The following is a 23,235-nucleotide window of genomic DNA, read 5'->3' on the forward strand; positions in this document are numbered from 1 at the left end:
ATGCCCAGTTGCTCAATGAGCTTTCTTACGAATAAGGGAGAATTTCCGCGGCCGGACTATCTCTGAGCGAGCGTGCATGACTGCCAACGGAAGGTCTTGCACGCACCCTTGCGATCTTGAGCAATGGTCGCCATGACTTTCTTCTTGCAGGCTTTTGAGTGGCCCAGCCTGCGATCACCAGACCCCACCGATTCTAAAGAGCGTGGCAGATGGGATAGTCGAGGTTGCCCGTGCACAGTCACGCTCAGGGCTTGCGCCGCCCAGAGGACACGCTGAAAAGGCAGATTGGGGCGCAAGCACGCCATTCACGAGAGGTTCGACATGAAGACCATGCAAGAAAAAGACATTCCGGCATTCGTACAAGCAGTTGTGGACGCCGGCTGCAAAATTTGCGCGATTGGCAACTTGGGATACGTCTTTGGCGATGCTGATTTCACGCCAGCGCAACGGAGGGCCGTCGAGCCACAGCTGCGTAGGATTGCTGAAATCTACGGCGAACGCGATCATCTCATGAACGAGATAGCTGTATATCTGCGGTCGATCGGACGCCATGTCGAGGTTGAGCCGAAGACAGGTATTTCCTGATGGCCGTGATCGCGAGAAGCCGTCTTCCAACCTCTGAATCCTAAAGGAGGTGACCCCCAAGGCCGTTCGTCACCTTCGACCAGAATAACCACATCCGTGACCGCCTGAGCTACTTGGTCGATACGCGCACATGGCCAATACAGTTTCTCCATCCTTCACGAAGCGAATGAGGCTTTGGCCATTCAGCCCCGGTCTACGGGGCGTGACTTGTCCCCGATGCATGCGCGAGCTCTCCGCCCGGCTGGCCGCCGGTCGTCGCCACCGGCCGAAGGCGCCCGAATGCGCTTGACAAGATAGCGTCAGCCCGTTCAACCTAAGGCATTCACCAGGGGAGTCCCGGCAAGGGGCTGAGATACTGCTGGCTTTCGCGGCGCAGTGACCCGTTGAACCTGATCCAGTTCATACTGGCGTAGGGACGGTGCAAGCGCTTTGCGGGAGTTTACGCCCGAGGTCCTGTTGCAGCAGGTCTACAGAAGCGTCTTTTCATCCTTCCGGCACAGAACTGGGTCTCCAATGCATGAGCAAAGGAGCCTCACGATGAATGCCCTCACCCCCGCCGTATCGACGGGACCACTGCCCGCCTCGCGGAAAATCCACAAGCCCGGCGTCCTCTACCCGCAGATCAGGGTGCCGATGCGCGAGATTTCCGTCCATCCGACGGCCGGCGAACCGCCCGTCACCGTCTACGATCCGTCCGGCCCCTACACCGATCCATCAGTCGAAACCAGCATCGAAAAAGGCCTTGCCCGGCTTCGCCACGAATGGGTCACGGCGCGTGGCGATGTCGAAGCCTATGACGGCCGCCACGTCCGGCCGGAAGACAATGGATTCGCCACCGGCGAGCGCCTGACACCGGAATTTCCGATACGCAATCGGCCGCTCAAGGCCAAGCAGGGCAAGGCGGTGACCCAACTTGCCTATGCGCGCGCCGGCATCATCACGCCAGAAATGGAGTTCGTAGCCATCCGCGAGAATCTCGGCCGCGAGGTGATGCGCGGCAAGCTGCAACGCGACGGCGAAGCCTTCGGCGCGGCGATCCCAGATTTCGTCACACCCGAATTCGTGCGCGACGAGGTGGCGCGCGGGCGCGCAATCATTCCCGCCAACATCAATCATCCCGAGAGCGAGCCGATGATCATCGGTCGCAATTTTCTGGTCAAGATCAACGCCAACATCGGTAACTCGGCTGTCACATCGTCGATGGCCGAAGAGGTCGAAAAAATGGTCTGGGCTATCCGCTGGGGCGCGGACACGGTGATGGACCTGTCGACCGGCCGCAACATCCACAACATCCGCGACTGGATCGTGCGCAATGCGCCGGTGCCGATCGGTACGGTGCCGCTCTATCAGGCGCTGGAAAAGGTCAACGGCATCGCCGAGGATCTGAACTGGGAGGTCTACCGCGACACGCTGATCGAGCAGGCCGAGCAAGGCGTCGACTATTTCACCATCCACGCCGGCGTGCGGCTGCACTACATCCCGCTGACCGTCGACCGGGTCACGGGCATCGTCTCGCGCGGCGGCTCGATCATGGCCAAATGGTGCCTGCACCATCACCGGGAGAGCTTCCTCTACGAGCATTTCGAGGAGATCTGCGACATCGCCAGAGCCTATGACGTCTCCTTCTCGCTCGGCGACGGCCTTCGTCCCGGTTCAATCGCCGATGCGAACGACGCGGCGCAATTCGCCGAACTGGAAACACTTGGAGAACTCACCAAGATTGCCTGGGCAAAGGACTGCCAGGTGATGATCGAAGGCCCGGGCCATGTCCCCATGCACAAGATCAAGCAGAACATGGACAAGCAGCTCGCAGTGTGCGGTGAGGCGCCGTTCTACACGTTGGGGCCGCTGACGACCGACATCGCGCCGGGCTATGACCACATCACCTCAGGGATAGGTGCCGCCATGATAGGCTGGTTCGGCACCGCAATGCTTTGCTACGTCACGCCGAAAGAGCATCTCGGCCTTCCCGACCGCAACGACGTCAAGATTGGCGTGATCACCTACAAGATAGCCGCCCATGCAGCCGATCTGGCGAAGGGCCATCCGGCAGCGAAAACCAGGGATGATGCCCTTTCGCGCGCGCGCTTCGAGTTCCGCTGGGAGGACCAGTTCAACCTGTCGCTCGACCCCGAAACCGCACGGTCCTTCCACGACCAGACCTTGCCCAAGGAGGCGCACAAGCTGGCACATTTTTGTTCGATGTGCGGGCCGAAATTCTGCTCCATGCGCATTTCCCACGACATCCGTGCCGAGGCCCAGAAGGAAGGCATGGCGGCAATGGCGGCAAAATACCGGGAGGGCGGCGATCTCTACATGCAGGCGGACGAGACTGGCGTACCGGTCGTGCCAGAGGCTCCCAAACCATCATGAGGGTGCTCGTCAAAGGGGCCGGCGTTGCCGGCCTCACCGTCGCTTTCGAACTCGCCGCCCGCGGCGCGACGGTCACCGTCGCCGAGATGCGGCATGGCCTTGGTGGCAACGCGTCGTGGTTCGCCGGCGGCATGCTGGCGCCATGGTGCGAGCGCGAAAGCGCGGAGCAGCCGGTGCTGGATCTCGGACGCGATGCTGCCGACTGGTGGGATGCGGTGCTGTCGGGTCAGGTGACACGGGCCGGGACATTGGTCGTGGCCGCGCCGCGTGATGCCGGTGAGCTTGACCGGTTCGCCAGTCGCACGTCAGGGCATCGGCGCGTCGATGAAAACGAAATTGCGCTCCTGGAACCCGACCTCGCCGGCCGCTTCCGGCGTGGATTGCTCTTCCCCGACGAGGCTCACCTCGACCCACGCCCGGCGATGGCGGCACTTCATGACAAGCTTGCGACCATGGGTGTCAAATTCCACTTCGGCTGCGACGCCCGGCCTGTTTCGGGATTCGCCCGTCAGATAGACTGCATGGGAATGGCAGCGGCCGATGACAGGCTGCGCGGTGTTCGCGGCGAAATGCTGATCCTTCGCACGCCTGATGTCTCGCTGTCGCGGCCGGTCCGTTTGCTTCATCCACGCTTTCCGCTTTATGCCGTGCCGCGCACCGATCACCGTTTCATGATCGGAGCGACGATGATTGAAAGCCAGAGCGCCGGACCGGTGACGGCGCGTTCCATGATGGAGCTGCTGGGCGCCGCCCATGCCCTCCATCCGGCCTTTGGTGAGGCCGAGATCGTTGAAACCGGTGTGGGTGTCCGTCCGGCATTTCCCGACAATTTGCCACGCGTCGAAACAGACGGTGAGATCATCGCGATCAACGGTCTTTATCGTCACGGTTTTCTCCTCGCCCCCGCCATGGCGCGCCAGGCTGCCGACCTGGTTTTCAGTCAAGACAGAACCAAGGAGCATGCTCATGAAACTGATGGTCAACGGCGAGGCGCGTGAGATTGCCGCCACCACGCTGGCCGAGTTGCTTGCCGCGCTCGACTATGAGGGCGATTGGCTCGCCACCGCCGTCAACAGCGACCTCGTGCACAAAGCCAACCGCGCGGAGTTCCAGTTGAGCGACGGCGACCGGATCGAAATCCTCTCGCCCATGCAGGGCGGCTAGCATGTTGGAGCTTTATGGAACCGAGCTTTCGTCGCGCCTGCTTCTCGGCACGGCTCAGTATCCTTCGCCGGCCATCCTTGCCGATGCAGTCAAGGCATCGGGCACGTCGGTGGTGACCGTCTCGTTGCGGCGTGAGATGGCGGGCGGTAGGGCCGGCGAACAATTCTGGTCGTTGATCCGCTCGCTGGGCGCCAGAACCCTGCCCAATACCGCCGGCTGCCTCTCCGTCAAGGAAGCCGTCACCACCGCGAAAATGGCGCGCGAGGTCTTCGGCACCAACTGGATCAAGCTCGAAGTGATCGGCAATCACGACACGCTACAGCCGGATGTGTTCGGTCTGGTTGAAGCCGCCCGCATCCTGTGCGAGGACGGCTTTGCGGTATTCCCCTATACCACCGACGATCTCGTTGTCGCCGAGCGGCTGCTGGAAGCGGGCTGCAAGGTCCTGATGCCGTGGTGCGCACCGATCGGTTCCGCCTTGGGACCGGTCAACATGACGGCGCTGCGCTCGATGCGCGGATATTTCCCTGGCGTCCCGCTGATTGTGGATGCGGGGCTCGGACGGCCGTCGCACGCGGCCACCGTCATGGAACTCGGCTTTGACGCCGTGCTCCTGAACACAGCGGTCGCCAAGGCGGCAGATCCGGTCGGCATGGCGCGTGCTTTCGGTAAGGCGGTCGACGCCGGTCGTGAGGCGTTCAGTTCGGGAATGCTCGAACCGCGCGACGTCGCCGTGCCATCGACACCGATGGTCGGCAGGGCCGTTTTTTCATGAAGCTCGATCCCTTCTACCTGATCGTCGACAGCGCCGCCTGGATCGAAAGGTTGGCGCCGCTCGGCGTCAAGCTGATTCAGCTTCGCATCAAAACCATGGATGAAACCGGGCTGCGCGCGGAGATCCGCAAGTCGAAGGCCTGGTGTGTCCAACACAAAAGCCAGCTCATCATCAATGATTATTGGCGCCTGGCAATCGAGGAAGGCTGCGATTTCGTGCATCTGGGCCAGGAGGATTTGCAAACGGCCGACCTCTCGAGGATACGGGCAGCGGGCGTCAGGCTCGGATTGAGCACGCATGATCATGTCGAGCTGGAAACGGCCATGTTTGCCGAGCCCGACTATGTCGCGCTCGGTCCGATCTATCCCACCACTTTGAAGAAAATGAAGTGGGCACCGCAAGGGCTAGAGCGGATCAGCGAGTGGAAGCGGCGGGTGGCGCCGATCCCATTGGTCGCCATCGGCGGCCTCAACCCCGACCGCCTCGACGGCGTCTTTGAGGCCGGCGCCAACAGCGCCGCAGTGGTCACGGACATCACGTTGAGCTTCGACCCCGAAGCGCGCACGCGAGAATGGATCGAAAAGACGGACCGATGGCGATGAGACGAGAACCGCATGTGCTTGTCGTTGGCGGATCAGATTCCAGCGGGGGTGCTGGAATAGCACGCGACATCGAGACGATCTCTGCCGTTGGCGTGCGCACCTGTCTCGCCGTCACAGCGCTAACGGTGCAAACGCACGACGCCGTGATCGAAATCCATCATTCGCCACCCAGCATGGTGGCCAATCAGATGTGTGCCGCGCTACAGGCCAACGACGTAGCCACAATCAAGATCGGCATGCTGGCGACTGCCAAGATCATTGTTGCCGTTGCCGCAGTGCTGCGCAAATTTCCGCAAGTGCCGGCAGTACTCGACCCTGTGCTGGCCTCCACCTCAGGCCGCGCACTTCTGGAAGCAGGCGCTATCGCTGCCATGAAGCGCGATTTGATGCCGCTTTGCTGCATTGTCACGCCCAACCTTCCTGAACTGGCGCTCCTTACTGGTTCCGAACCGGCTTCGGATGAGGACGGTGCGCTCCAACAAGGACAAAGACTGCAGGCCGTCGGCCCTCAGGCCCTGCTGATCAAGGGTGGGCACGCGTCGGGTCCCCGATCGGCCGATATTCTGTTACGCTCCGATCATGAACCCATCCACTTCGACACGCCGCGCCTTGCTATATCGATGCGCGGAACAGGTTGCATGCTGGCCAGCGCGATTGCGGCGCATCTGGCGAAGGCGAAGTCGCTCGAAGATAGCGTGCGCGAAGGCAAGCTGTTTGTGTTCGAGAAGCTTCAGAAATGCCGGCTGAATAATCACAACGTTCTGCGTCCAGCCAAGCAGACCCATTTTCCAGAATTTTTCCAGTAGCGAGACTGGAGGGCTACTGCTTCTCTATGCCATCCTTACAACGCGTTGAGTTCCACTGTGCCGTCCAGAATTATCTGTCGTTGTCCAGAATTAAGCCGGGCTTAGAACTGAAACGAACCCGCCGAAAGGTACGAGCGGCCCTCACTCGATAAGGGTTACCAAACCTATTCCTGTGGGCTACCAATCCGCGTGGTGGGTGGCCTTAGGTTACCAATCAGTGTGGCGTCCGGAATTATCTGCCTCTCTCCGGAATTAAGCCGAGATTAGAAGATCGGTGCGGTATTGCGCCCGGTCAAACCGTGTCGATTTGCGGCGTAGCCGACGTGTCTCACGCTTGGCGGCGTCGCACGCTGGTCCCGATTGTCGCCCGAATATCTGCCTACCGGCGACAGTGAATGCGCCAAGCTAGACCTTCGTCGATAGGGCGGCTCCGGTTTACCAATCCTGTCGTCCTAGGTTGACCAATCCGTTGTCGACCGTGAGCGGGTTTACCAATAAGGGCGGCTATATTCTGCGCAAACCCAATCACCTGATGCCAATCCAGAATTAATCGTCATTAAGGGCATTGGTAAACTCAGTCTGAAACCCCACCCTTAGCCAGAAAACTCTCCTGTTTTCAATCGCATAGCCCGCCCGCCAGCAACCGATAATTCGGGACCGGTAAACCCGTGAAAGGCCCAATAATTCCGGACGTCACACCAGTCTGCCCTTTTATGCGACTTTTCGAGCACAGACCGGGAACATCTGACCGTTTCCATTCATCGCCCAAGGCCGGTTTAGCGCTGGAAAAGCCAAAGTGCGGGAGTAAGAATGGCCGCAACGGGGCCGGAAGCCGTCGGTCAGCTTTCGGGGAGTGATCCCGGTAAGTTCGCAACTCATTCGCTTCTTTTCTGCAGTCCCCGCCATTACGAGTTGGCGGTGTCGGTCGCCGAGGGGATCAACGCCATTACTGCGGCTAGTTCGGCCCTCCGGACGAGGAATGGCATGCGCGTCGTCCCATAGTGCTTGGCAAGATGGAAGCGGTGCATGCCTCCTACGATGTGAACTTGGCCTTGGTACTCGCCGAGCAAAGGCGGTGTGACACCGCGGCCATGCAGCCATCGGTAGGCGATCCCACAGCTCTTGCTCTTGTAACGTTGATGCCAAGGACCCTTGTCCCTGCTGGCGGCGTAGGTAAGCCTGCCGCCAACGTCAGTGACATCAGCGTCGATAAGAATGAAATCCGTCGAAGCGTGGTCGCTGGGATCATCGCCGTCGAACGCGAGATAGAAGTTTGCAGGATCGCAGTCCCATATCGCAGTCAGTGCAACCGGAATGTTCTTTCTTCCTTTGCACCAGATGTCGACCTTGCGTTTCTCCTGAGCGCGGGCGACCTCGAAGGCTTCGTCTAGTTTTCCTTCCGCGACATCCATGGCTGTGATGACGTTCAAGCCAAGGGCCGTCAGACGGTTGATCTCGTCCACGTTCGCCATGCCTTCTCCTCTGGCAGCAGATTATTATCCACCGTTGGAAGATGCGGCGGCAATCCAAGCCTGAGGCACGAGGGCCTGTCCACGCCATTCCTCAATCAACTTGACTCCGGGAAGCTTGCCCCAGACGTCCTCATCTGCATGATCCAGCACGATGATCTGGAGGCGACCTTTCGCGGCCATGACCTCAGCGCCTAGGAGCGCAAAGACCTTCCTGACGGCGACCACGTCCTGATCCCTCCACGCGATGAGGTCGGGGCCCTCGTCGCCCGCCGCCCGCTTAGGAAAATAGACTTGGCTAGGTTGGTCGAAGATCAGCTGACCAGGGACTGGGTGATGAGGTTCGGCCAGGAAGTAGTGCTGCAGCGCAAGCATTAGTGCGACGTGATACGCGAGCCAATTGGCGCCGCTGCCAATCTCCCACAGGTAGTCCTCACGCGTTCCCCTAGTCACCTTGACGGTCAGGTCTTCAATCAACAGCCTAATCGGGGCCTCGGGCCACTCCGCGTCAAGCTGCGGAATCAGCCGATTGGCATGATGGGAGACTTGGTGCAACGCGTTGAATAGCTTGCGCTGGATGTCGGCCTCGGAGATCGTCTTTTGCAGCGTTGCAATATCGGCCTGCAGCGAGGTGAGTTCCTGCCGCAAATCCGACGACTGGTCGGCGCGGTCGTAGACGTGCAACGCCTGCTCCAATCGACCGAGGAAGCGCTCAAGCCTATCGAAGCGATTGGCCTCGTCTCGGGCGACGTCAGAGTCCCGTTCCAGCACCGCTATCTCGCTACGGACATCGTTCAACTCAGATAGGACCGCTTCAGCGGCGCCGCGCTGGCGCAGGATTTCCTTGTCAAGCGTGTTAGACATCGCAGGGTGGGTCCGCAGTCGGATCTCCAGACCGCCGAGGTTGTCGCAAAGGGCCAAGACCTTCTCGCGGCCGCCGTCCCCGAGTGCGACCAACGGATCGGCGAACTCGTCGGCCAAGTCCCTCAGCCACGTGGAAAGGTCCAAGCGGTCACGTTGGATGCGCATGGCGTCGCCGTACGCCTCGCTGCTCTCCACCAGACGGCGCAGTTCGTTCAGGCGCTGACGATGCTCGGTAAGTCGCGCGGCGATTTCAGTTTCCGACGCACGAAGGGTTTCCAGACGCGTCAGCACCACATCGATGCCGGCCAGGCTTGGTCGAGCAAGACTTGAGTTGCTGTTCGACACGCGCCGAAGCAGGTCAACAACGTCACTCCAGTCCTTCGGCACTTCAGTGGAGGAATCGACTAGGCCAAGTTCGACTGCCTGACGCAGCCACGCCTCCGCCTCCGCCCGCCAAGCGCCAGTTGCCGACACGATCGCGCGTAGCTCAGCCTCCTTCCGGCGGAGGTTGCGCTGGAGCCGATCGATCTCAAACCGCGCCTGGAGAATCTTTGCCGTGACCGCGCCCAGAACGTACGGGAAGATGGTCTTTAGCTTCTCCCGGTGTTCCGTCGTATCGGCCTTGAAAAACATCACGTCGGGATTGGCGATCACGTTCTGAGGTTGGAACGTGAAGGCCATGAGGTCGCGGAAGCTTGGCCTTTGCTTGAATCCATTCTCTGTACCTGGTTCGAAGTCGAGGTCAGTCAGTCCTGCCAGGCGGTTCATCGCGCGCTTGACCGTGTCGACATTGGTGGTCTTGTCGGTGATCGTCTCCGGAATTTCGACCTGTGCGCCCTCCAGCAGCACCATGTCGCCTGTGCTCTGTTGGTCCCCCGGTTCGCGTCGCGCCAAGAGCTTTTCGCCCTCCAGCGTCTCGATCAGAATGCCGAACCAGCTGCAGTTCTCGCGGATTACGCCCACCGGAATCGCGCATTTCTCCGAGCCCAGACAGTAATCAACAATAGGGATAACGGCGGACTTCCCGGTCTTCGACGCGCCGCTGATGACGTTGACGACACCGGGCTCGAACTTGACGACCCGCGGCGCTGCACCATTGCGGGGCCAAAGGATCAGTTTTCGAAGCTGGAAATACATCTAGAACTCCACCCGTAACAGGTTGGCCACCTGCGCGGTCCCCAGGTTCGAAAACCAGAAACCCAATTTCTCCGAGGCAGGTCCGAGGTGCTTGACGCGCTCTGGAAGGACGAGCCTCCTCGGTTTCGGTTCTGGTACGTTTGCTCTTAAAGTAGCATCCTTGTAATCCACGGACAGCAGCCGCCCGCTCACACCGACAGCGGCCGATTGCAATGTCAGAGTACGCAGCAGCAGCGCTCGCTCGTGGACGGCGAGGAGTTGTTCCCGTTCCTTCCCGAGCTTGGCCGCGAAGAGCGCCAGTCCAGAGGGTCGGTTTGTCGAAGTCACGATTTCGAGCGTTGCGCGATGCAGGACGATTGGCAGCACGAGAAACGCCAAGGCGAACGGCGCTGGACGTTCGTCCTCAGCCTGGAAACCTTGGCCAAATTGCCACAATGCGAAAGCCCCAAGTCCTGGATTCTGGACAAGGGCGAGGTCGCTGAGCGGTAGGTGCGATCGGCCAGCCTCAATCAAGTCGCTGGCTCCAAAAGAGTCTGGTAGTCGGGATGCCAGCCGAGGCGCAGGCCGTGGGCAAGGGCGTTGAATGATCCGTGGACGAAATGACCGGGGACGACTCGACCATCGAGTGGAGGCTGCAACTGCGCGCAGCGCCTGTAAACTATTCTACCACGAACCGTTGCGGGGTGTCCGGCCTGTATGTCGTGCACCTCTGCACTGACGTGCTCATAGCGACCGACAAGATCATCGTCCCAGTCACTTAGGTTCTTCTCAAAGATTAGCCCGCTTTCGCCCCAGATCGAGATGTCGGCGAGCGTCCTAAGGTAATCGCTAACAGCCCGGACGCACGCTTCGTCTCCCACCTCGATCAGCTCGAGTTGGCGGACGAAGGCGGGACGGTCGGCGATCAATTGTTCGATGGCCTCGACAGGCGGTTGCTTGGTGAAAGACGACAGCAGCCCTGGAAGGTTGTTCTTCTGAACAAATGCTCTTTGCTCGGCCTGAAACGCGTCCACGTCCAAGATGGCGGGCTTGCCAGCTCTAATCAGCCTGTCCGCCGCCTCCTTCGCAGCGCCGATCGCGCGTTCGCACACTAGGTCGATGATGAGCGGAGAGACCGTCGGCTTGAAGATCGCGCGTATCGGATCGACGGGATCTGCATCGACGCTGATAACGGCGAGATTCTTGACCAAGGCGGCGCAATGAGCCGCATCAGCGTTCAGGAAAGCTTGGACGTCGGCGTCGCATGCCGGTGCAGCTTTCAGCTTGCTGTGGGCTTTGGCGAGGTTAGCGACCAGCGCCTCCACGTCGGCATCTGTTTTCGCGTCGTTCAGCGCGATCGCGAAGGCACCCGCCTTCACCGGTGTGACATATAGCCGGAAATGGCTGGTCGCCGGGTCGATCTCTCCCGCCGCCATGAAGCTGAGCCAGTTGGCCAGAGACTTCCACAGGTCCGCAGCCCAGTCGGATATCGGATTTTGCTTCAGTGCGCTCTTGCTTTGCTCAAGAACGACTTCGCCGCCGACCAGGTGAACCGCCACATCGTCTAAATGTTCAAGAGAGACCAAGGCGCCGCTAGGCGCGTTGAGCAGGTGAAAGCAAAGGCGTACAGGTTGAAGCGCATAGCCGAGGTATTGGCCAGCGGCGCTGTGTTTTCCCGTTTGCGTCTTCGCGTTCATTGCCCATCCCGTTCTCCCGAGTCGCACCGGAAGAAGCCAGTAACGATATTGGTATAGTTCGCCGTTGTTTACAATTGGCGCCCCGGCGATAGGACGGCTAGGCGCGATACAATTGCTGTTTAGGGCCAGCTCTCGAAGTCCAGATTCGGCAGGACAATGAATTTGCAGGACGTCCATTATGGGCACATCGGGGCCGTCTATGGCTCGGGCGATATGTCCGCTTTTGGACGAACGCGAAGTTTGCCGGAACGTCTGACTTTGGGCGCATACTTGCCGTCAAATTCGGCGTCCTTCACTGGTTCGTTCACGTATTCCGGAGAAAATTACTGTGCGAGTTGATGGATCCTCGTTCCCGGTACGACAGCCTCAGCTATTTCACATAGATGCTTATGGTGCGTCAGGTAGATGACCTGACCTGTGTTTGCCATCGCTCCGAACAGCCTGAAAACCTCCTCCGAGCGAATATGGTCGAACGTCTCCATGATGTCGTCGGCGACGAATGGGACCGAGGGCCGAAATTGCGCGAACTCGTAATAACCGGCGAGTCTTAGGGCAAGGTACAGCTGAAATCGTGCACCCTTTGAAAGCGCTTCGGTGACCTTGGATTGCCCGTCACCCTGCACAGCAATGAGAACCTCACCACCTCTTACAGGCTGGGTTGTCAGCCCCGAATACTGGCCACGCGTCATTAGCTTGAACGCGTCTGATGCGCGCGCCATCATGCCGGAGCGATGGCTCTCACGGTAGATCCGCAAAGCATTGCCAGCCGACATGATGCCAAGCTTCAGCTCTATGTAGCGAACGGCCTTCTCCTCGATTTCCAGCAGGGTTGTGCGCCGTTCAGCATCCAGGCGTGCAACCGCACTATCACCGCCGATGGCGTCCAGCTTGTCGGCCGCGCGCGTCTGCCGGATCAGCTGTTGCTGGATGGTTTCATCGAACAGGCGAAGCCGCTGCTCACCCTCAGCCTTCTCGACCGCGAGGCCGTCGAAATCGATCGCGTCCAGGATCGAGCGGGCCTGCTCGAATCCGTCGACCGCGAGCTCCGCCACTATCCGTTCCTCAAGTTCGGCGACGGTGGTGCGCAAGCCATCGCGCTCACGCAACAGCTCATCGCGTTCGACTACCTCGGGCAGAGTGGCGACACCAAAGACGCCCAGCACCTCGTTCTTGCGGCGTTCGTGTGCCAAAATCTCAGTGTCGAGGATGTCGCGCGCCTCCTTGAGGCGCTTCAGGTCGTTGCCGAGGCTTGCCTTCGTTTCACGTGTCCGCTCGGCACGCTCTAGGCGCTCGGCAAGGCGGATGGCCAACTGCTCCGGGTCGGTATCCTTCGTCGGCTCGTCGGCTTCAACCGCAACGGCGATGACCTCGACCAGAAAATTGGCCCTGTCGGCCTCCATCTTGTCGATACGCAGCTGCAGGTCGTCCCGTTCCTGCAGGCTTCTTGAAAGTTCGGCCAATTGATCGAGCACAGTGCCGACGCCGGATGCGGAGAGCCCGCTTTCGAGCCAAGTTCCCTTGAGTGCTTCGGTAATGCCGGCCAGCCATTCCTCCTCGCGACGCTCCGCCACACCTACTGCAACCCGTCGTGCCGCTAGATCCTCTTCTTTGGAGCTCACCATTCTGAGCGCCTCGGCATACTCGGCGTCCACCTTGCGCTGCCGATCCAGAAACGGCTCCGCGATGGCCATGATTGCTTCGAGGGTGTCGTTGGACTCTGATACAATGCCGACGCTTCCCAGCACTGCTCTCATTTCCAAGCGTATCTGCTCGCCGGCGTCAGCGGCTCGCTCGGCCTTCAAGCGAGCAAGTTCGATCTGCTCCCAGGCAGCGAGCGCATCGCTGCGCGCCTCGATCTGATCCTCGATCCTTTCGATCAGGCGCTCAGACGAAGGTTCCACGGCGTCTCCGAGCAGGTCCCTGGCGGCCGCGCGGATTTCCAACAATTGGGTATCCACATCCTTGCCGAGCTGTGTGCGTTGGATGCCGTTGCGTGACAGGTTGGCCGCGGCCTCGGCCAGCTCGCGCGTAGTTGCCCGGATCTCAGCCAGATCCGCCGCGCCGGCCAGCCGGCCTGCGCTGGCAATGTCATCGCGCGCCAATGCCACGGCGAAGTCGTCAGCGGTGTCACCGGTCAGCGCTGCGCGGTGCGTTGCCCACGCATCATCGCGAACTCGGCGGATGGCGGTAGCCGCTTCATCGTCGACAATGTCGCCCGAGGCACGAAGGGCATCCAATCGTGCGGCGAGCATGGCATGGTTGCCCTCGTATTCAGCAAGGCGTTCGGCAAGTACGGCGGTGTTCCTTGCCAGTTCTGACGCTACCGTCTTCCAGGCGGCAATCTGCCCGGCGCTCGGAACCGCGACGTTGGCGAGAGCGAGGGCATCTCCGTTCCATGGACGCAAGCGCGCGAGCGCCGCCTTCCATCGGATTGTTCCCGCATCTTCCGCCTCGCGAGCCGTCCTAATCTCTGCCTGGTGTCCGCTTGCTCGCGCTTTCGACAAAGCCGAGCCCAGCCTTGCCCTGGCAGGTTCGGGCACCGCCCTTTCCTCGCCGACCCGCTGCCTTGCCACCTGCAGCGCATCGAGTGCCGCCGCGGCTTCGTCGCGAGCGGCACGCATCCCGGTAGCAATCCCGGACCTCTGCTCGACCATGGCGCGAACGACGCCAACGGTGACGGCAGGCAGAAGCAGCGCGCCAGGATCCGCCTCGGAAGATCGGCCCAAGGCGGCAAGGCAGCTCGCCACGCTGTTGTTGAGGATTTGCAGCTCCATCCTGCGAGTGGGCAAGTCAAAGCCAGCCGCGGTATGGCGCACCTTGCTCTCCGCCAGCCCGCGAATGCGTTCGGAAATCGACAGGATCGGTTCGTCCTCGTCGACCGCAGTGACTTTTTCCGCCAGGCGCTCGGTCTCGTCGATGTTTGCGGACAGCCGCGTTCTGAGGCTGGCATCGTCATCGATCAGTTCGGTGACACTTCCCGTCGATGTCCGGGCTGGGGAGGCGATGTCCGGCAGCTGATCCAGCCGGGCAATCTTGCGCCGGATATCCGCCAGCATCGGCGCAGCACGCACGTAACGAGCAAAGGTATCCAGCCTGGCCACCAGCACCGCCCGATCGCTGATGGTTCGGCCGTACTGCTGCGCTGCATCGAGACGTTCGGCCTCCAGGCCCTCGTAGGTTGATGCAAGGGTGTCGATCGCATCCCTGCGCGACTTTACGTCAACAAGGCGCTTCTTCAACAGCGCCAGTTCGGTTCCATGCGCCTGCTTCCGATACAGAGCGTCTGCTTCGGCCTCGAGGGCGTTCAACGTATCACTTGCGTTCCCAAGACCGGCGCTGGCCGTGAACAGAAGCTTGCCGAGGTCGCCCCGCGACTCCAGGATAGATTTTCCGCCGGCTTCCAACGTCTCGTCATCGAGTGAGAACATCGTCGTGTAGGCGTCGCGCGACAGACCGGCGAGATGCGCCGTGATCGCCACCTCGCTTACCGGTTGGCCCGTCGCATTCAATAGCGAATTACTGCGCTGTTTCGTACGCGTGAACGTGTGTTCGGAGCCGGCCAGTTCCAGCACCCCGCCGATGCGCATGGCACTGTACTCGTGCAGGAAGTTGTAGCGGCTCCGTTCCTCGATGCCGAACAGCAAGTCTAGATAGGCCGAAAGCGCAGTCGATTTGCCGGCCTCATTCAGGCCAAACACGATATGCAGATCAGGTCCGGATTCCGGTTTGGGTCCGAAGTCGATCGAACGATCGGTGAACTTTCCATAACGAATGAGGTCAAGGCGCCGCAACCTCATGACGATCCACCGGCCTTAAGGCGGGCAGTCACCAAGTCCGCGCCCTTGGAAAGCACCTGATCGAGGAACTGTTCCAGCCCGGCTTCGTCCGTCCCAGCAAAATCCCGCCCGTCGGCCGGAAGGTCGGCGACCATCTTTTGGACGAACGCCCTCGCCTCAGCGCGGAAGGCCTCCGAGGTGGCATCGGCACGCATTGATTGCTCGAGTTCGAAAATCGGATCAGCAATATCCTCGGCGGTCTCCGTCCGAGGCGGCGCGAGGTCAAGCTCGAGCTTCTCCACCCACGTATGGCCTAGCTGTTCCGCAGCCTGTTCGGCTTCGGCAAGAAGGAGGTCCCTGTCGCGGATCAGCGCCCACATCAGTGGTGACGTTCCTGTCAGGCCAATGCGAGCCACAGCATGACGCGATCGGACGGTTGCCCGCATCTCTTCGAGTGCGAAGCGAACACGCGCGACGGCCTCGGGCCACTCCACCGCTCCGGTAAGGTCGACGCTCACCCGTTCGAACTGCGCAACGCTGGTCAGCCGTTCCTCGATCTCCACCGAACGGTCGTGGCGCACCGTCACCAGGGTGACTGATTTCTCACCGGCCTCGTTGATATCCCTCCCCTGCGGTATTCCCGGCATCACCACGGCACTGGCGCCAGGATGGACTTGGCGAGCATGGATGTGGCCGAGGGCCCAATAGTCGAAACCGTGGGCGTGCAAGTCAGCGATGCTGCAGGGCGCGTAAACGTCGTGACCTGGCGATCCAGCCAGACTGGTATGCATGATGCCTATGTTGACGGCCCCTTCACGAGCCGCCGGATATTTGGTTAACAGGCTGTCCGGCGCCTTAGGGTTCGCAAAGCTCAAACCATGGAATACGACGTCCAGACCGCCGGCTGTCTGCAATACCGACTGAGCACGACCACCAAAGATGGTAACGGTGTCGGGAAATACCAGCTGTTTGGAAATCCGCGACAGGGCGTCATGATTACCGCGGATCTTGAAAACCATGATGCCGGCCTGGTGCAGGCGTGTCATCTGCGCGCCCAAGAACCGCGCTGTCTTCATTGAAGTCTGGTCGCCATCGTATAGGTCGCCAGCAATGACCAACGCGGCCACACGTTCCTCAAGGCAGAGATCCACTATCGAAACGAATGCCTGGCGGCTGGCGTCGCCCACCAGCCCGGCAAGATCGGGATTTCGCATCGCCAGCGAACGAAGCGGCGAGTCGAGATGAATATCGGCCGTGTGTACGAATCGAAATGCCATTCGGCCTCCGCCAGCAAAAGAGGTGTTCCGAGCTTCGACAGAAATTGCAACGAGGGCGCTGCAGCGCCCCGTTACACTTCAGCTAATTTCTCGCTCGCGGATTCGCCGGCCACCAACAAGCCGTCTTGGGACCGTAACACTCCTTTGGCAACCAAATCGGCGACCCCAGCTGAAATCAGCTGCCTTAATTGTGCGCTTGTGGCTTTGAAGCCCAGCATCCTGGCAACGCCTGTGGCGATTTCTTCCTCTGTCGCACCGAGGTTGGATTTCACGACTTCCATAGCGCCTTGGGCGACCTCGTCCTGCGCAATCATTTCGGGCTTGCGCAATCCAGCGGACACGACCCCACTGCGATCCCTGAGACGAACAGGAACACCTGGCTTGAAGCAGAAGTTGCCTCGACGGGCTACTGAACCACCTCTCTGTGCTATGCTTACCCCCCGCTCGATTGCATCCTGAATCCTGCCACCGGCCCGCTGCAGACCCCAGGCGTCCCGAATACGCGAAACTATTTCGTCGACATGGATTGGCGTTTCTGTAGCCACGACCTGCTCGACCAGTCCGGCCATGATTCCGCTGGGCGTCTCGTGGAGTTCGAACGATCCCGGTCGCTTTAGTTCGGCCTCTTCGTAGGCTCGATTGGGTGTCTCGGATCCGTTTGTGCTTTCGAGACCGATTTCCGTCACGTTGCCTCGGTCGACCGTAACAACCTGCACGGCTACAGCTCGATTTCTCTGGACCCCCAATTCGGCCCGCTCATCGAGTTCTTTTCTGGCGGCCTCAATCGCTAGTATGGTTCGCTCCAGCTGCTCACGAGGCCGTTGGAACCAGTCAGCGCTCCAGATGCGATGGATGATCCAACCATGGTCTTCCAGAACCGACTGCCGAAGCCGGTCTCGATCTCTGGCCGAGCGAGATGAGTGATATTCTGCGCCATCGCATTCGATGCCAAGAATATAGCGGCCTGGCCTCTCTGGATCCGCAACTGCGAGGTCGATGAAGAAGCCGGCAATGCCCACTTGAGCATGAACCTGATAACCCATTTCGATCAGCGCGTTGGCTACCTGTTCTACAAAGATTGAATCCATTTCGCGAACCGTGACTTGGGCAAGCGAAATTCGCCCTGTTCTCGCGTAGTGCAAGAAGAGCTTGAAGGCGAAGATGCCTTTCCCTTTGCCACGCTCCAGGTCGATGTCCTCGTCTGTGATGGACGCGAATACTTCGCAGCTGCGCTTGGCGCGGCTTATGAGGACGTTGAGCCGACGCTCGCCGCCTTCCGCGCCAAGAGGGCCGAAACGCATGGCCATGTATCCCTGGGCATTCTTGGCATACCCCACCGAGATCATGATCACGTCGCGCTCATCGCCTTGAACATTTTCGAGGTTCTTGACGAAGAATGGCTCGCTTGGATGAGCGTGAAAGAATTCCTCGGTGTCGGGATTTAGTCGCCGCAGCGCTTCGAGTTCATCCTGGATCGCGCGGCGTTGGCTAACCGAAAATGTTGCAACGCCTAGAGTCTCTTGCGGGTTCACCTTCGCATGACGGATGATCGCCTCCGCTACTGCTCTCGCCTCTACCGGATTGGTTCCTGTGCCGCCGGAATCGAAGACCCCCTCCGGCACATGATGAAACCGCAACCCCATACCTGCCTCTTGGGTATAAGGGCTTGGCACGATGAAAAGCCGGTTCTCGTAGAACTGGCTGTTCGATACTGCGATTAGAGATTGGTGACGGCTACGGTAGTGCCAGCGCAGCATACGCTGCGGCAAGCCGCGGGCCGTGAACAGGCCGAGGATGCTTTCAATGTCGGCGACCTGCGCGCCCTCACCCTCGTCATCTTCAGACTGCGAGCCTGTCATCTTCGCGAAGAATGTCGTGGGTGGCAGTTGGCGTTCGTCGCCAACGACGACCACCTGACTGGCCCTGGCGACCGAGCCAAGTGCGTCCACGGGCTGGATCTGAGACGCCTCGTCCATCACGAGCAGATCGAAGGACATCCGGCCGGGCGACAGGAATTGCGCCACCGAAAGCGGGCTCATCATGAACACTGGCTTCAGCGCCTGGATGGCAGGGCCTGCCTTCTGCATCAATTGCCGGATGGGCATGTGGCCTCGTCTGCGCGCCATCTCAGAACGAAGCAGTCCGACAGGTCCAGCTCCGCCGTCTCTTGAAGGAATTTTCCGGTGATGAGCCGTTACAACTTCGATGGCGCCGGCCTTGATGCGCTGGCGGTCCAGATCTGCGAAGTCACGTACAGCCCTGGAATGCAGTTCCCCGTCGAACCTTGCCAGCTCCGGCTCATCGGTCGCCATCGCCAGAAACATTCGTTCGTAGTAGGCCATATCAAAAACTGATCGAGCCGATCCTGTTGTAATCTGGCCGTTGGCTAGGCCGTCTATCAACTGTCCCAGTCCAGCCTTTCGGGCCGTTTCGGATCGCTCTTCATAGGCAACCCATTTCGAGAGCTGCTCCTGATGATCGAGCCAACCCTGCAGCCGAGAAACGACCTCGCCTATCGCGACGTCCGGAAAATCGACTACTCCAAACAAGGAGGGAGCATCGGCTTTCAAATCCCCTGTAAGCGCCTTCAATTCCCGCGCTGCCGCTTGGGCCGCTTCACGTGCTGAACGTGCCGAGTTTGCGATCTCGATTCTTTCAGGCAACCGCGCAGCCAGATGTCGGATCGAGCCATTTTCTTTCAGCCAAAGCTCGGCTTGCGTGAGAGCGGCCCAATCGGATCCTCGACCGTGCCACGACGAGCCGAATACGAACTTGCCAAGGCTCTCTCCCGCATCGATCCCTTGAGCAAGTGCTTGTAGTCTGCCTAGTCGGCGCAGTAGCTCCACCCGCTCAGTGATTAGATCCGGAACGTCAGTCAGAACCTGTCGTGACGCATCATCGGCTTGAGCTACAGTGCTCGCCTTCGCTTCCATCAGTTGCAGCGAGGCCCGCTCGGCGGAAGCCACGTCGCCTAGCATGGATGACGCGAGGTGCCCGAGATCGTTCCAGAAACCTTCGATAATTGGCCGACCGATTTCGATAACCTTGCGAACGCGCGCTGCACGCGCACCGGCCTCGGAGCGTTCCGCCATCCGGCCGGCGATAATCCGAGGTTCGGGGCCTAGCCCTCGTAGAGTCCGCATCCACTCCACTAGCGCGAGCAGTGGCGCGGAAGCCGATCGCTCCCCACGCCAATCTGCCCCGAAGGCGGAACGGCCAAAAGCGTCGCCTTCGCGGACTCTTGCTGCGGCAGCCTGACCCTTCATCAAAAGGTCGAGGAGACCAACTATCTGCGTCGCAGGCGCGCTAGGGTCGACCACAATAGTCCGCGCAAGTGCTGTGGCGCGACGGTAGTCGCCGTTCAATGCTTTCAATATTCCCGTGTGTGTGGCGAGCGCCTGCCGCGCCGCGGCCACCTCGGTGCTCCACGCCGCGTCAACAACCTTGCCCTGAAGGTCGGCTCTGGCAGCCTCAAGCGTCGCTACGCTGTCGGCAAGGTCGCCTGCCTGCTCAAGTCCGGAGTCCCAAACGGTGGCTGCGAAGGCCTCCGGACTTGCGTCAGGTGCTGCCGCTACTCGCTCGCCGGTCACGGCCAGCCTGAGCAAGCCTGCCAACGTGTCTGGCAATATCGCCGATCCGAGTTCCTGATTCAGGCGCTCAGCTTCTTCCCTCAAGCGTGGGAGCAGAATGGTGAGCTGTCGCGCACGATGGAAACCATCTTTCGGAAATTCCGAGGGAAGCTTTGCAAGCTCTGTCTCGAGACCTTCAATTGGCGTGTCGATAGCCGTTGCCGCCAACTGCTCCGAAAGTTCCTCGGACTTGCGGGCGAAATCCGTTCCTGACCAGAGAAGCGATGAAATGTCTTTCGGACGCTCATCCCATACCGGCGAGACGAGCGCCTCGGCAGGAAGTCCAGGCGCGGACGCGAGAAGCTCAGCGCGATCTTCTATCTCGCCGCTGTCGCTGAGAATTTTCGGAGGCTCGGCCTTGATCCGCTCAGCGATACCGACCAGTTTGGCGTGCAGTGCCTTGGCTTGGTCCAGCAACGCCGCGATGCGTGGGACGAGCCTCTCAATGGTCGTTGGAAGAACGACATCCAGGCCAACTCCCCGCCACGGGTGGTGGATCGGCAAGCCGATCTCGTTGATCCGCTGAGAGACCTCATCGAGCAATTTGCGACGTTGCGAAACGCCGTCAGTTGTCCAGCTTGTGGCATCCGTAAGTTCGATGTCCACTGGTTTCTGACCGACCTGCCTTAGTCGGGTTAGCTGGCCGAGAACCTGATAAGGAGTGAGTTCGGACGCTCCGAACGCAACGTGCATTCGTGCAGCATGTGCGTTGAGTTTATCGCGAGCCTCCAGCAAGCGATCAGTTAGGGAAGAAGGAAGCTGGCCCCTGGGCGATCCGAGTTGCCAGGTTCGCCGCAGCTCCTCTAGCATCATGCGCTTGTTCGCCTTGTTACTATGCAGCTCAAGGCAGGCGTCCCCCACCCCAGCAGTGTCAAGCCGTCGCTTGACGACCTCCAGCGCTGCCATCTTTTCGGCCACGAACAGCACGGTCTTTCCGTCGGCAACGGCCGACCCAATAATGTTTGCGATCGTCTGCGATTTTCCTGTCCCAGGCGGACCTTGGATAACGAGGTCGCGACCTTTTCTGACGTCATGGATCGCCAGTGTCTGAGAACTGTCACTGTCGACGATATGCAACATTTCGGCGGGCGCAATGTGCGGATCAATCGCTATGTCGTCCGACATAAGCGGCTCGCGTGTTTCGAAACCATCTGAAAGAAGCGAGCGGATCTTCGGTTGTTCGATAATCTTTGCGCCATCGGGCCAGAGATCCGGATCCAGATCACGGTACATCAAGAACTTCGCAAACGAGAAGAAGCCGAGCACCATATCGTCGCGAAGCACCTCCCAACCCTCTTTGGTCGAAATTGCTTCGGCAACGGCATCGAGATAGGCCGAGACGTCGAAGTCATCTCCCACCTCAAAACGCGGCAGAGCGAGCTTGTGAATGCGGTCGAGATAGAGTTCCAAGGAGAGGTTTGCGGTAAGATCTTCCGGCCGGGCTCGTAGGCGGAATTTTTCTCCAGCGGCCCCTCGCTCAAGCCGAACCGGCACCAAAATGAGGGGGGCCTGACGGATGTTCTCTTTGTTGTTCGGGTCAATCCACTTCAGCATTCCAAGGGCCAGAAAGAGGATATTGACGCCCTGCTCTTCCTCGAGTGTGCGGGCATCATGGTAGAGATCAAGGAGCCGCCGCTGCAGCCCAGTTGGGGTCATACGCGTCTGCAGCTTGGTGTCCGAGTGCCGCGCGGATATCCCTCTGTTATCGACTCCATCGTCCTCTGGTTGGGCGAGAGCGACGGGGGAATAGTCGATCTCTTCGTCTGGAGGGCTGCTTTCATCCTGGCCCGCTTTCGGCCTATCGGGCTTGCCGGCCAGGAAGGTAAAAGCCTTTCCTTCGGTCACCAGCAATCGATAAATTTCGGACGACTTCTCATCGACGATATCGATCGTCTTCGCGCTCTTGGAAAACCGCGGCACATTCAAAAGTCGATTGCGGGCGGAAAGATCGAGCAACTCCATCCTGGCGCGCTCGAGTTTCTCCTTTAGAGGGAGATCGCTTTGGAAGACTGACTGTTTTACGTCCAAGACTTACATCCCCTTTGAAAGGAGAACCAGCTAGAGCCCGCGTAGAGCGTTCGCGCAAGAAAAAACAGCCGTGTTCAATTAGAAACGACTGCGATCACTTCTGGACACCGTCCAATATTGCGACGTGTGATATGGGTCAGAGCCTGCATTCTTGGCCCCCTTTGCCTAGTCGCTATCCGACGAGGATTCTCGCTCCCTGCCCCCGTATTTAGCCGCCTCCACAATGTCTTTTTCTGACACAGAGAGTCCGTTGCGGACCCGAATGGCTCCCGCACTTGGAACGCGGTCCAATTCAGATCCAGTCTTTGCCTTATCCTTCTGGGGCTTAACCTCCGGCGGCGGGTCTTTCGAAAATGTCATGCGTAGGTCCTACTCGTCCAAATCTAAATGCATCCGCCTGTGAGCCTCAAGCCGCTTTCCTGGTCATACAAAGAAAACGCCGCGCCCAATCAATCCACCGTCTCTCGTGGTTCCGCATTCTGATTGGCGCTTTAACATTCATCACTATTAGCGCCTGGCATTTAGTATCCTCCCTCTACTGGTTTTTTTAGCCGATAAGTAATAGATCGGGATTTCACTGCAGAAGTCCGGAGCCATGAAGTGACTGACGAAATCCAAAATACGGCCACCGCGCTGATGGAGCTTACCGCCGATATCGTTGCGGCTTATGTGAGCAAGAATTCAGTGCCGGTCTCCTCATTGCCGGACCTTATTGCCAGCATCAATTCGTCATTAGCGCGTATCGGCCAGCCGTCCGAACCGGAAAAACCCGACCAAGTTCCCGCGGTCAACCCCAAGCGCTCAGTCACTCCAGACTACATCGTCTGCCTCGAAGACGGCAAAAAGTTCAAGTCCCTCAAGAGACACTTGAACACGCATTTTGGACTGACGCCCGACGCCTATCGCCAAAAATGGGGCCTCTCCAACGATTACCCCATGGTCGCGCCTAACTATTCAGCCAATCGCTCCAGATTGGCAAAATCGATTGGCCTCGGTCGCACAGCAGCCGCGCCCAAGAAAGCAGCAGCCAAGAAGTCAAAGACGCGCTAGCAAAACATTTGGCAGCTTCGCAAA

The 23,235-nt window shown here is 59.7% G+C and carries 15 protein-coding genes and 1 riboswitch; of the genes, 8 read left to right on the top strand and 7 right to left on the bottom strand.

Annotated features, from left to right (window positions below; all coding sequences use genetic code 11):
• The first annotated feature begins 321 nt into the window (after positions 1–321).
• The 7 genes from EN990_RS14355 to EN990_RS14390 all read left to right on the top strand — a co-directional run bounded on the left by EN990_RS14355 (position 322) and on the right by EN990_RS14390 (position 6,305).
• Positions 322–585 (top strand): hypothetical protein, encoded by a 264-nt coding sequence (locus EN990_RS14355; protein ID WP_082826710.1) that lies wholly within the window; start codon positions 322–324, stop codon positions 583–585.
• Positions 586–902: 317 nt separating this feature from the next.
• Positions 903–1,019: riboswitch (TPP riboswitch) on the top strand.
• A gap of 103 nt (positions 1,020–1,122) precedes the next feature.
• Positions 1,123–2,958 carry a phosphomethylpyrimidine synthase ThiC gene (gene thiC / locus EN990_RS14365; RefSeq protein ID WP_063169414.1) on the top strand — a complete coding sequence of 612 codons (1,836 nt, stop codon included), beginning with the start codon at positions 1,123–1,125 and terminating at the stop codon, positions 2,956–2,958.
• Positions 2,955–3,956 carry a glycine oxidase ThiO gene (thiO, locus tag EN990_RS14370; protein WP_063169415.1) on the top strand — a complete coding sequence of 334 codons (1,002 nt, stop codon included), beginning with the start codon at positions 2,955–2,957 and terminating at the stop codon, positions 3,954–3,956. The genes thiC and thiO overlap by 4 nt, the downstream gene beginning before the upstream one ends.
• Positions 3,925–4,122: a sulfur carrier protein ThiS gene (thiS, locus tag EN990_RS14375; RefSeq protein WP_024504260.1), complete on the top strand. Its 198-nt coding sequence runs from the start codon at positions 3,925–3,927 to the stop codon at positions 4,120–4,122. Before thiO ends, thiS begins: the two co-directional genes overlap by 32 nt.
• A 1-nt stretch (position 4,123) precedes the next feature.
• A complete protein-coding gene (locus EN990_RS14380) occupies positions 4,124–4,897 on the top strand; it encodes a thiazole synthase (RefSeq protein ID WP_024504259.1) in 774 nt (257 codons plus the stop codon).
• Entirely contained in the window at positions 4,894–5,499 is a 606-nt protein-coding gene (locus EN990_RS14385; protein WP_063169416.1) for a thiamine phosphate synthase, read from the top strand. Before EN990_RS14380 ends, EN990_RS14385 begins: the two co-directional genes overlap by 4 nt.
• Positions 5,490–6,305: a hydroxymethylpyrimidine/phosphomethylpyrimidine kinase gene (locus tag EN990_RS14390; RefSeq protein ID WP_063169417.1), complete on the top strand. Its 816-nt coding sequence runs from the start codon at positions 5,490–5,492 to the stop codon at positions 6,303–6,305. The genes EN990_RS14385 and EN990_RS14390 overlap by 10 nt, the downstream gene beginning before the upstream one ends.
• A 905-nt stretch (positions 6,306–7,210) precedes the next feature.
• Here the strand turns inward: EN990_RS14390 and EN990_RS14395 are convergent.
• The 7 genes from EN990_RS14395 to EN990_RS14425 form a co-directional block, all read right to left on the bottom strand.
• The gene (locus tag EN990_RS14395; RefSeq protein ID WP_063169418.1) at positions 7,211–7,777 is read right to left on the bottom strand and encodes a hypothetical protein; all 567 of its coding nucleotides are present in this window, start codon (positions 7,775–7,777) and stop codon (positions 7,211–7,213) included.
• A gap of 24 nt (positions 7,778–7,801) precedes the next feature.
• Positions 7,802–9,775, bottom strand: a complete 1,974-nt coding sequence (locus EN990_RS14400) for a DUF3732 domain-containing protein (protein ID WP_063169419.1) — start codon at positions 9,773–9,775, stop codon at positions 7,802–7,804.
• Entirely contained in the window at positions 9,776–10,288 is a 513-nt protein-coding gene (locus EN990_RS14405) for a three component ABC system middle component (protein WP_063169420.1), read from the bottom strand. It abuts the gene before it with no gap.
• On the bottom strand, positions 10,285–11,451 hold the full coding sequence (locus EN990_RS14410) for an ABC-three component system protein (RefSeq protein WP_063169421.1): 1,167 nt from the start codon (positions 11,449–11,451) through the stop codon (positions 10,285–10,287). Before EN990_RS14410 ends, EN990_RS14405 begins: the two co-directional genes overlap by 4 nt.
• Before the next feature lie 323 nt (positions 11,452–11,774).
• The gene (locus tag EN990_RS14415) at positions 11,775–15,248 is read right to left on the bottom strand and encodes an AAA family ATPase (RefSeq protein WP_063169422.1); all 3,474 of its coding nucleotides are present in this window, start codon (positions 15,246–15,248) and stop codon (positions 11,775–11,777) included.
• The gene (locus EN990_RS14420) at positions 15,245–16,504 is read right to left on the bottom strand and encodes a DNA repair exonuclease (RefSeq protein WP_063169423.1); all 1,260 of its coding nucleotides are present in this window, start codon (positions 16,502–16,504) and stop codon (positions 15,245–15,247) included. Before EN990_RS14420 ends, EN990_RS14415 begins: the two co-directional genes overlap by 4 nt.
• Before the next feature lie 71 nt (positions 16,505–16,575).
• Positions 16,576–22,161, bottom strand: a complete 5,586-nt coding sequence (locus EN990_RS14425; RefSeq protein WP_063169424.1) for a DUF3320 domain-containing protein — start codon at positions 22,159–22,161, stop codon at positions 16,576–16,578.
• Positions 22,162–22,797: 636 nt separating this feature from the next.
• Here EN990_RS14425 and EN990_RS14430 point away from each other — a divergent pair.
• Complete coding sequence (locus tag EN990_RS14430) at positions 22,798–23,211, top strand: MucR family transcriptional regulator (protein WP_082826711.1); 414 nt, start codon at positions 22,798–22,800, stop codon at positions 23,209–23,211.
• Positions 23,212–23,235: the final 24 nt, after the last annotated feature.

This window comes from Mesorhizobium sp. M7A.F.Ca.US.005.03.1.1 (assembly GCF_003997975.1).
In the GTDB taxonomy this organism is placed as follows: Bacteria; Pseudomonadota; Alphaproteobacteria; order Rhizobiales; family Rhizobiaceae; genus Mesorhizobium; species Mesorhizobium ciceri.

What these genes read in the sequence shown, in the direction of transcription:
- EN990_RS14420 (WP_063169423.1), bottom strand. Translation starts at nt 16,504, where the DNA reads ATGGCATTTCGATTCGTACACACGGCCGATATTCATCTCGACTCGCCG.
- EN990_RS14390 (WP_063169417.1), top strand. Translation starts at nt 5,490, where the DNA reads ATGGCGATGAGACGAGAACCGCATGTGCTTGTCGTTGGCGGATCAGAT.
- EN990_RS14395 (WP_063169418.1), bottom strand. Translation starts at nt 7,777, where the DNA reads ATGGCGAACGTGGACGAGATCAACCGTCTGACGGCCCTTGGCTTGAAC.
- EN990_RS14410 (WP_063169421.1), bottom strand. Translation starts at nt 11,451, where the DNA reads ATGAACGCGAAGACGCAAACGGGAAAACACAGCGCCGCTGGCCAATAC.
- thiS (WP_024504260.1), top strand. Translation starts at nt 3,925, where the DNA reads ATGAAACTGATGGTCAACGGCGAGGCGCGTGAGATTGCCGCCACCACG.
- EN990_RS14380 (WP_024504259.1), top strand. Translation starts at nt 4,124, where the DNA reads ATGTTGGAGCTTTATGGAACCGAGCTTTCGTCGCGCCTGCTTCTCGGC.
- EN990_RS14415 (WP_063169422.1), bottom strand. Translation starts at nt 15,248, where the DNA reads ATGAGGTTGCGGCGCCTTGACCTCATTCGTTATGGAAAGTTCACCGAT.
- thiC (WP_063169414.1), top strand. Translation starts at nt 1,123, where the DNA reads ATGAATGCCCTCACCCCCGCCGTATCGACGGGACCACTGCCCGCCTCG.
- EN990_RS14385 (WP_063169416.1), top strand. Translation starts at nt 4,894, where the DNA reads ATGAAGCTCGATCCCTTCTACCTGATCGTCGACAGCGCCGCCTGGATC.
- EN990_RS14355 (WP_082826710.1), top strand. Translation starts at nt 322, where the DNA reads ATGAAGACCATGCAAGAAAAAGACATTCCGGCATTCGTACAAGCAGTT.
- EN990_RS14430 (WP_082826711.1), top strand. Translation starts at nt 22,798, where the DNA reads ATGGAGCTTACCGCCGATATCGTTGCGGCTTATGTGAGCAAGAATTCA.
- thiO (WP_063169415.1), top strand. Translation starts at nt 2,955, where the DNA reads ATGAGGGTGCTCGTCAAAGGGGCCGGCGTTGCCGGCCTCACCGTCGCT.
- EN990_RS14400 (WP_063169419.1), bottom strand. Translation starts at nt 9,775, where the DNA reads ATGTATTTCCAGCTTCGAAAACTGATCCTTTGGCCCCGCAATGGTGCA.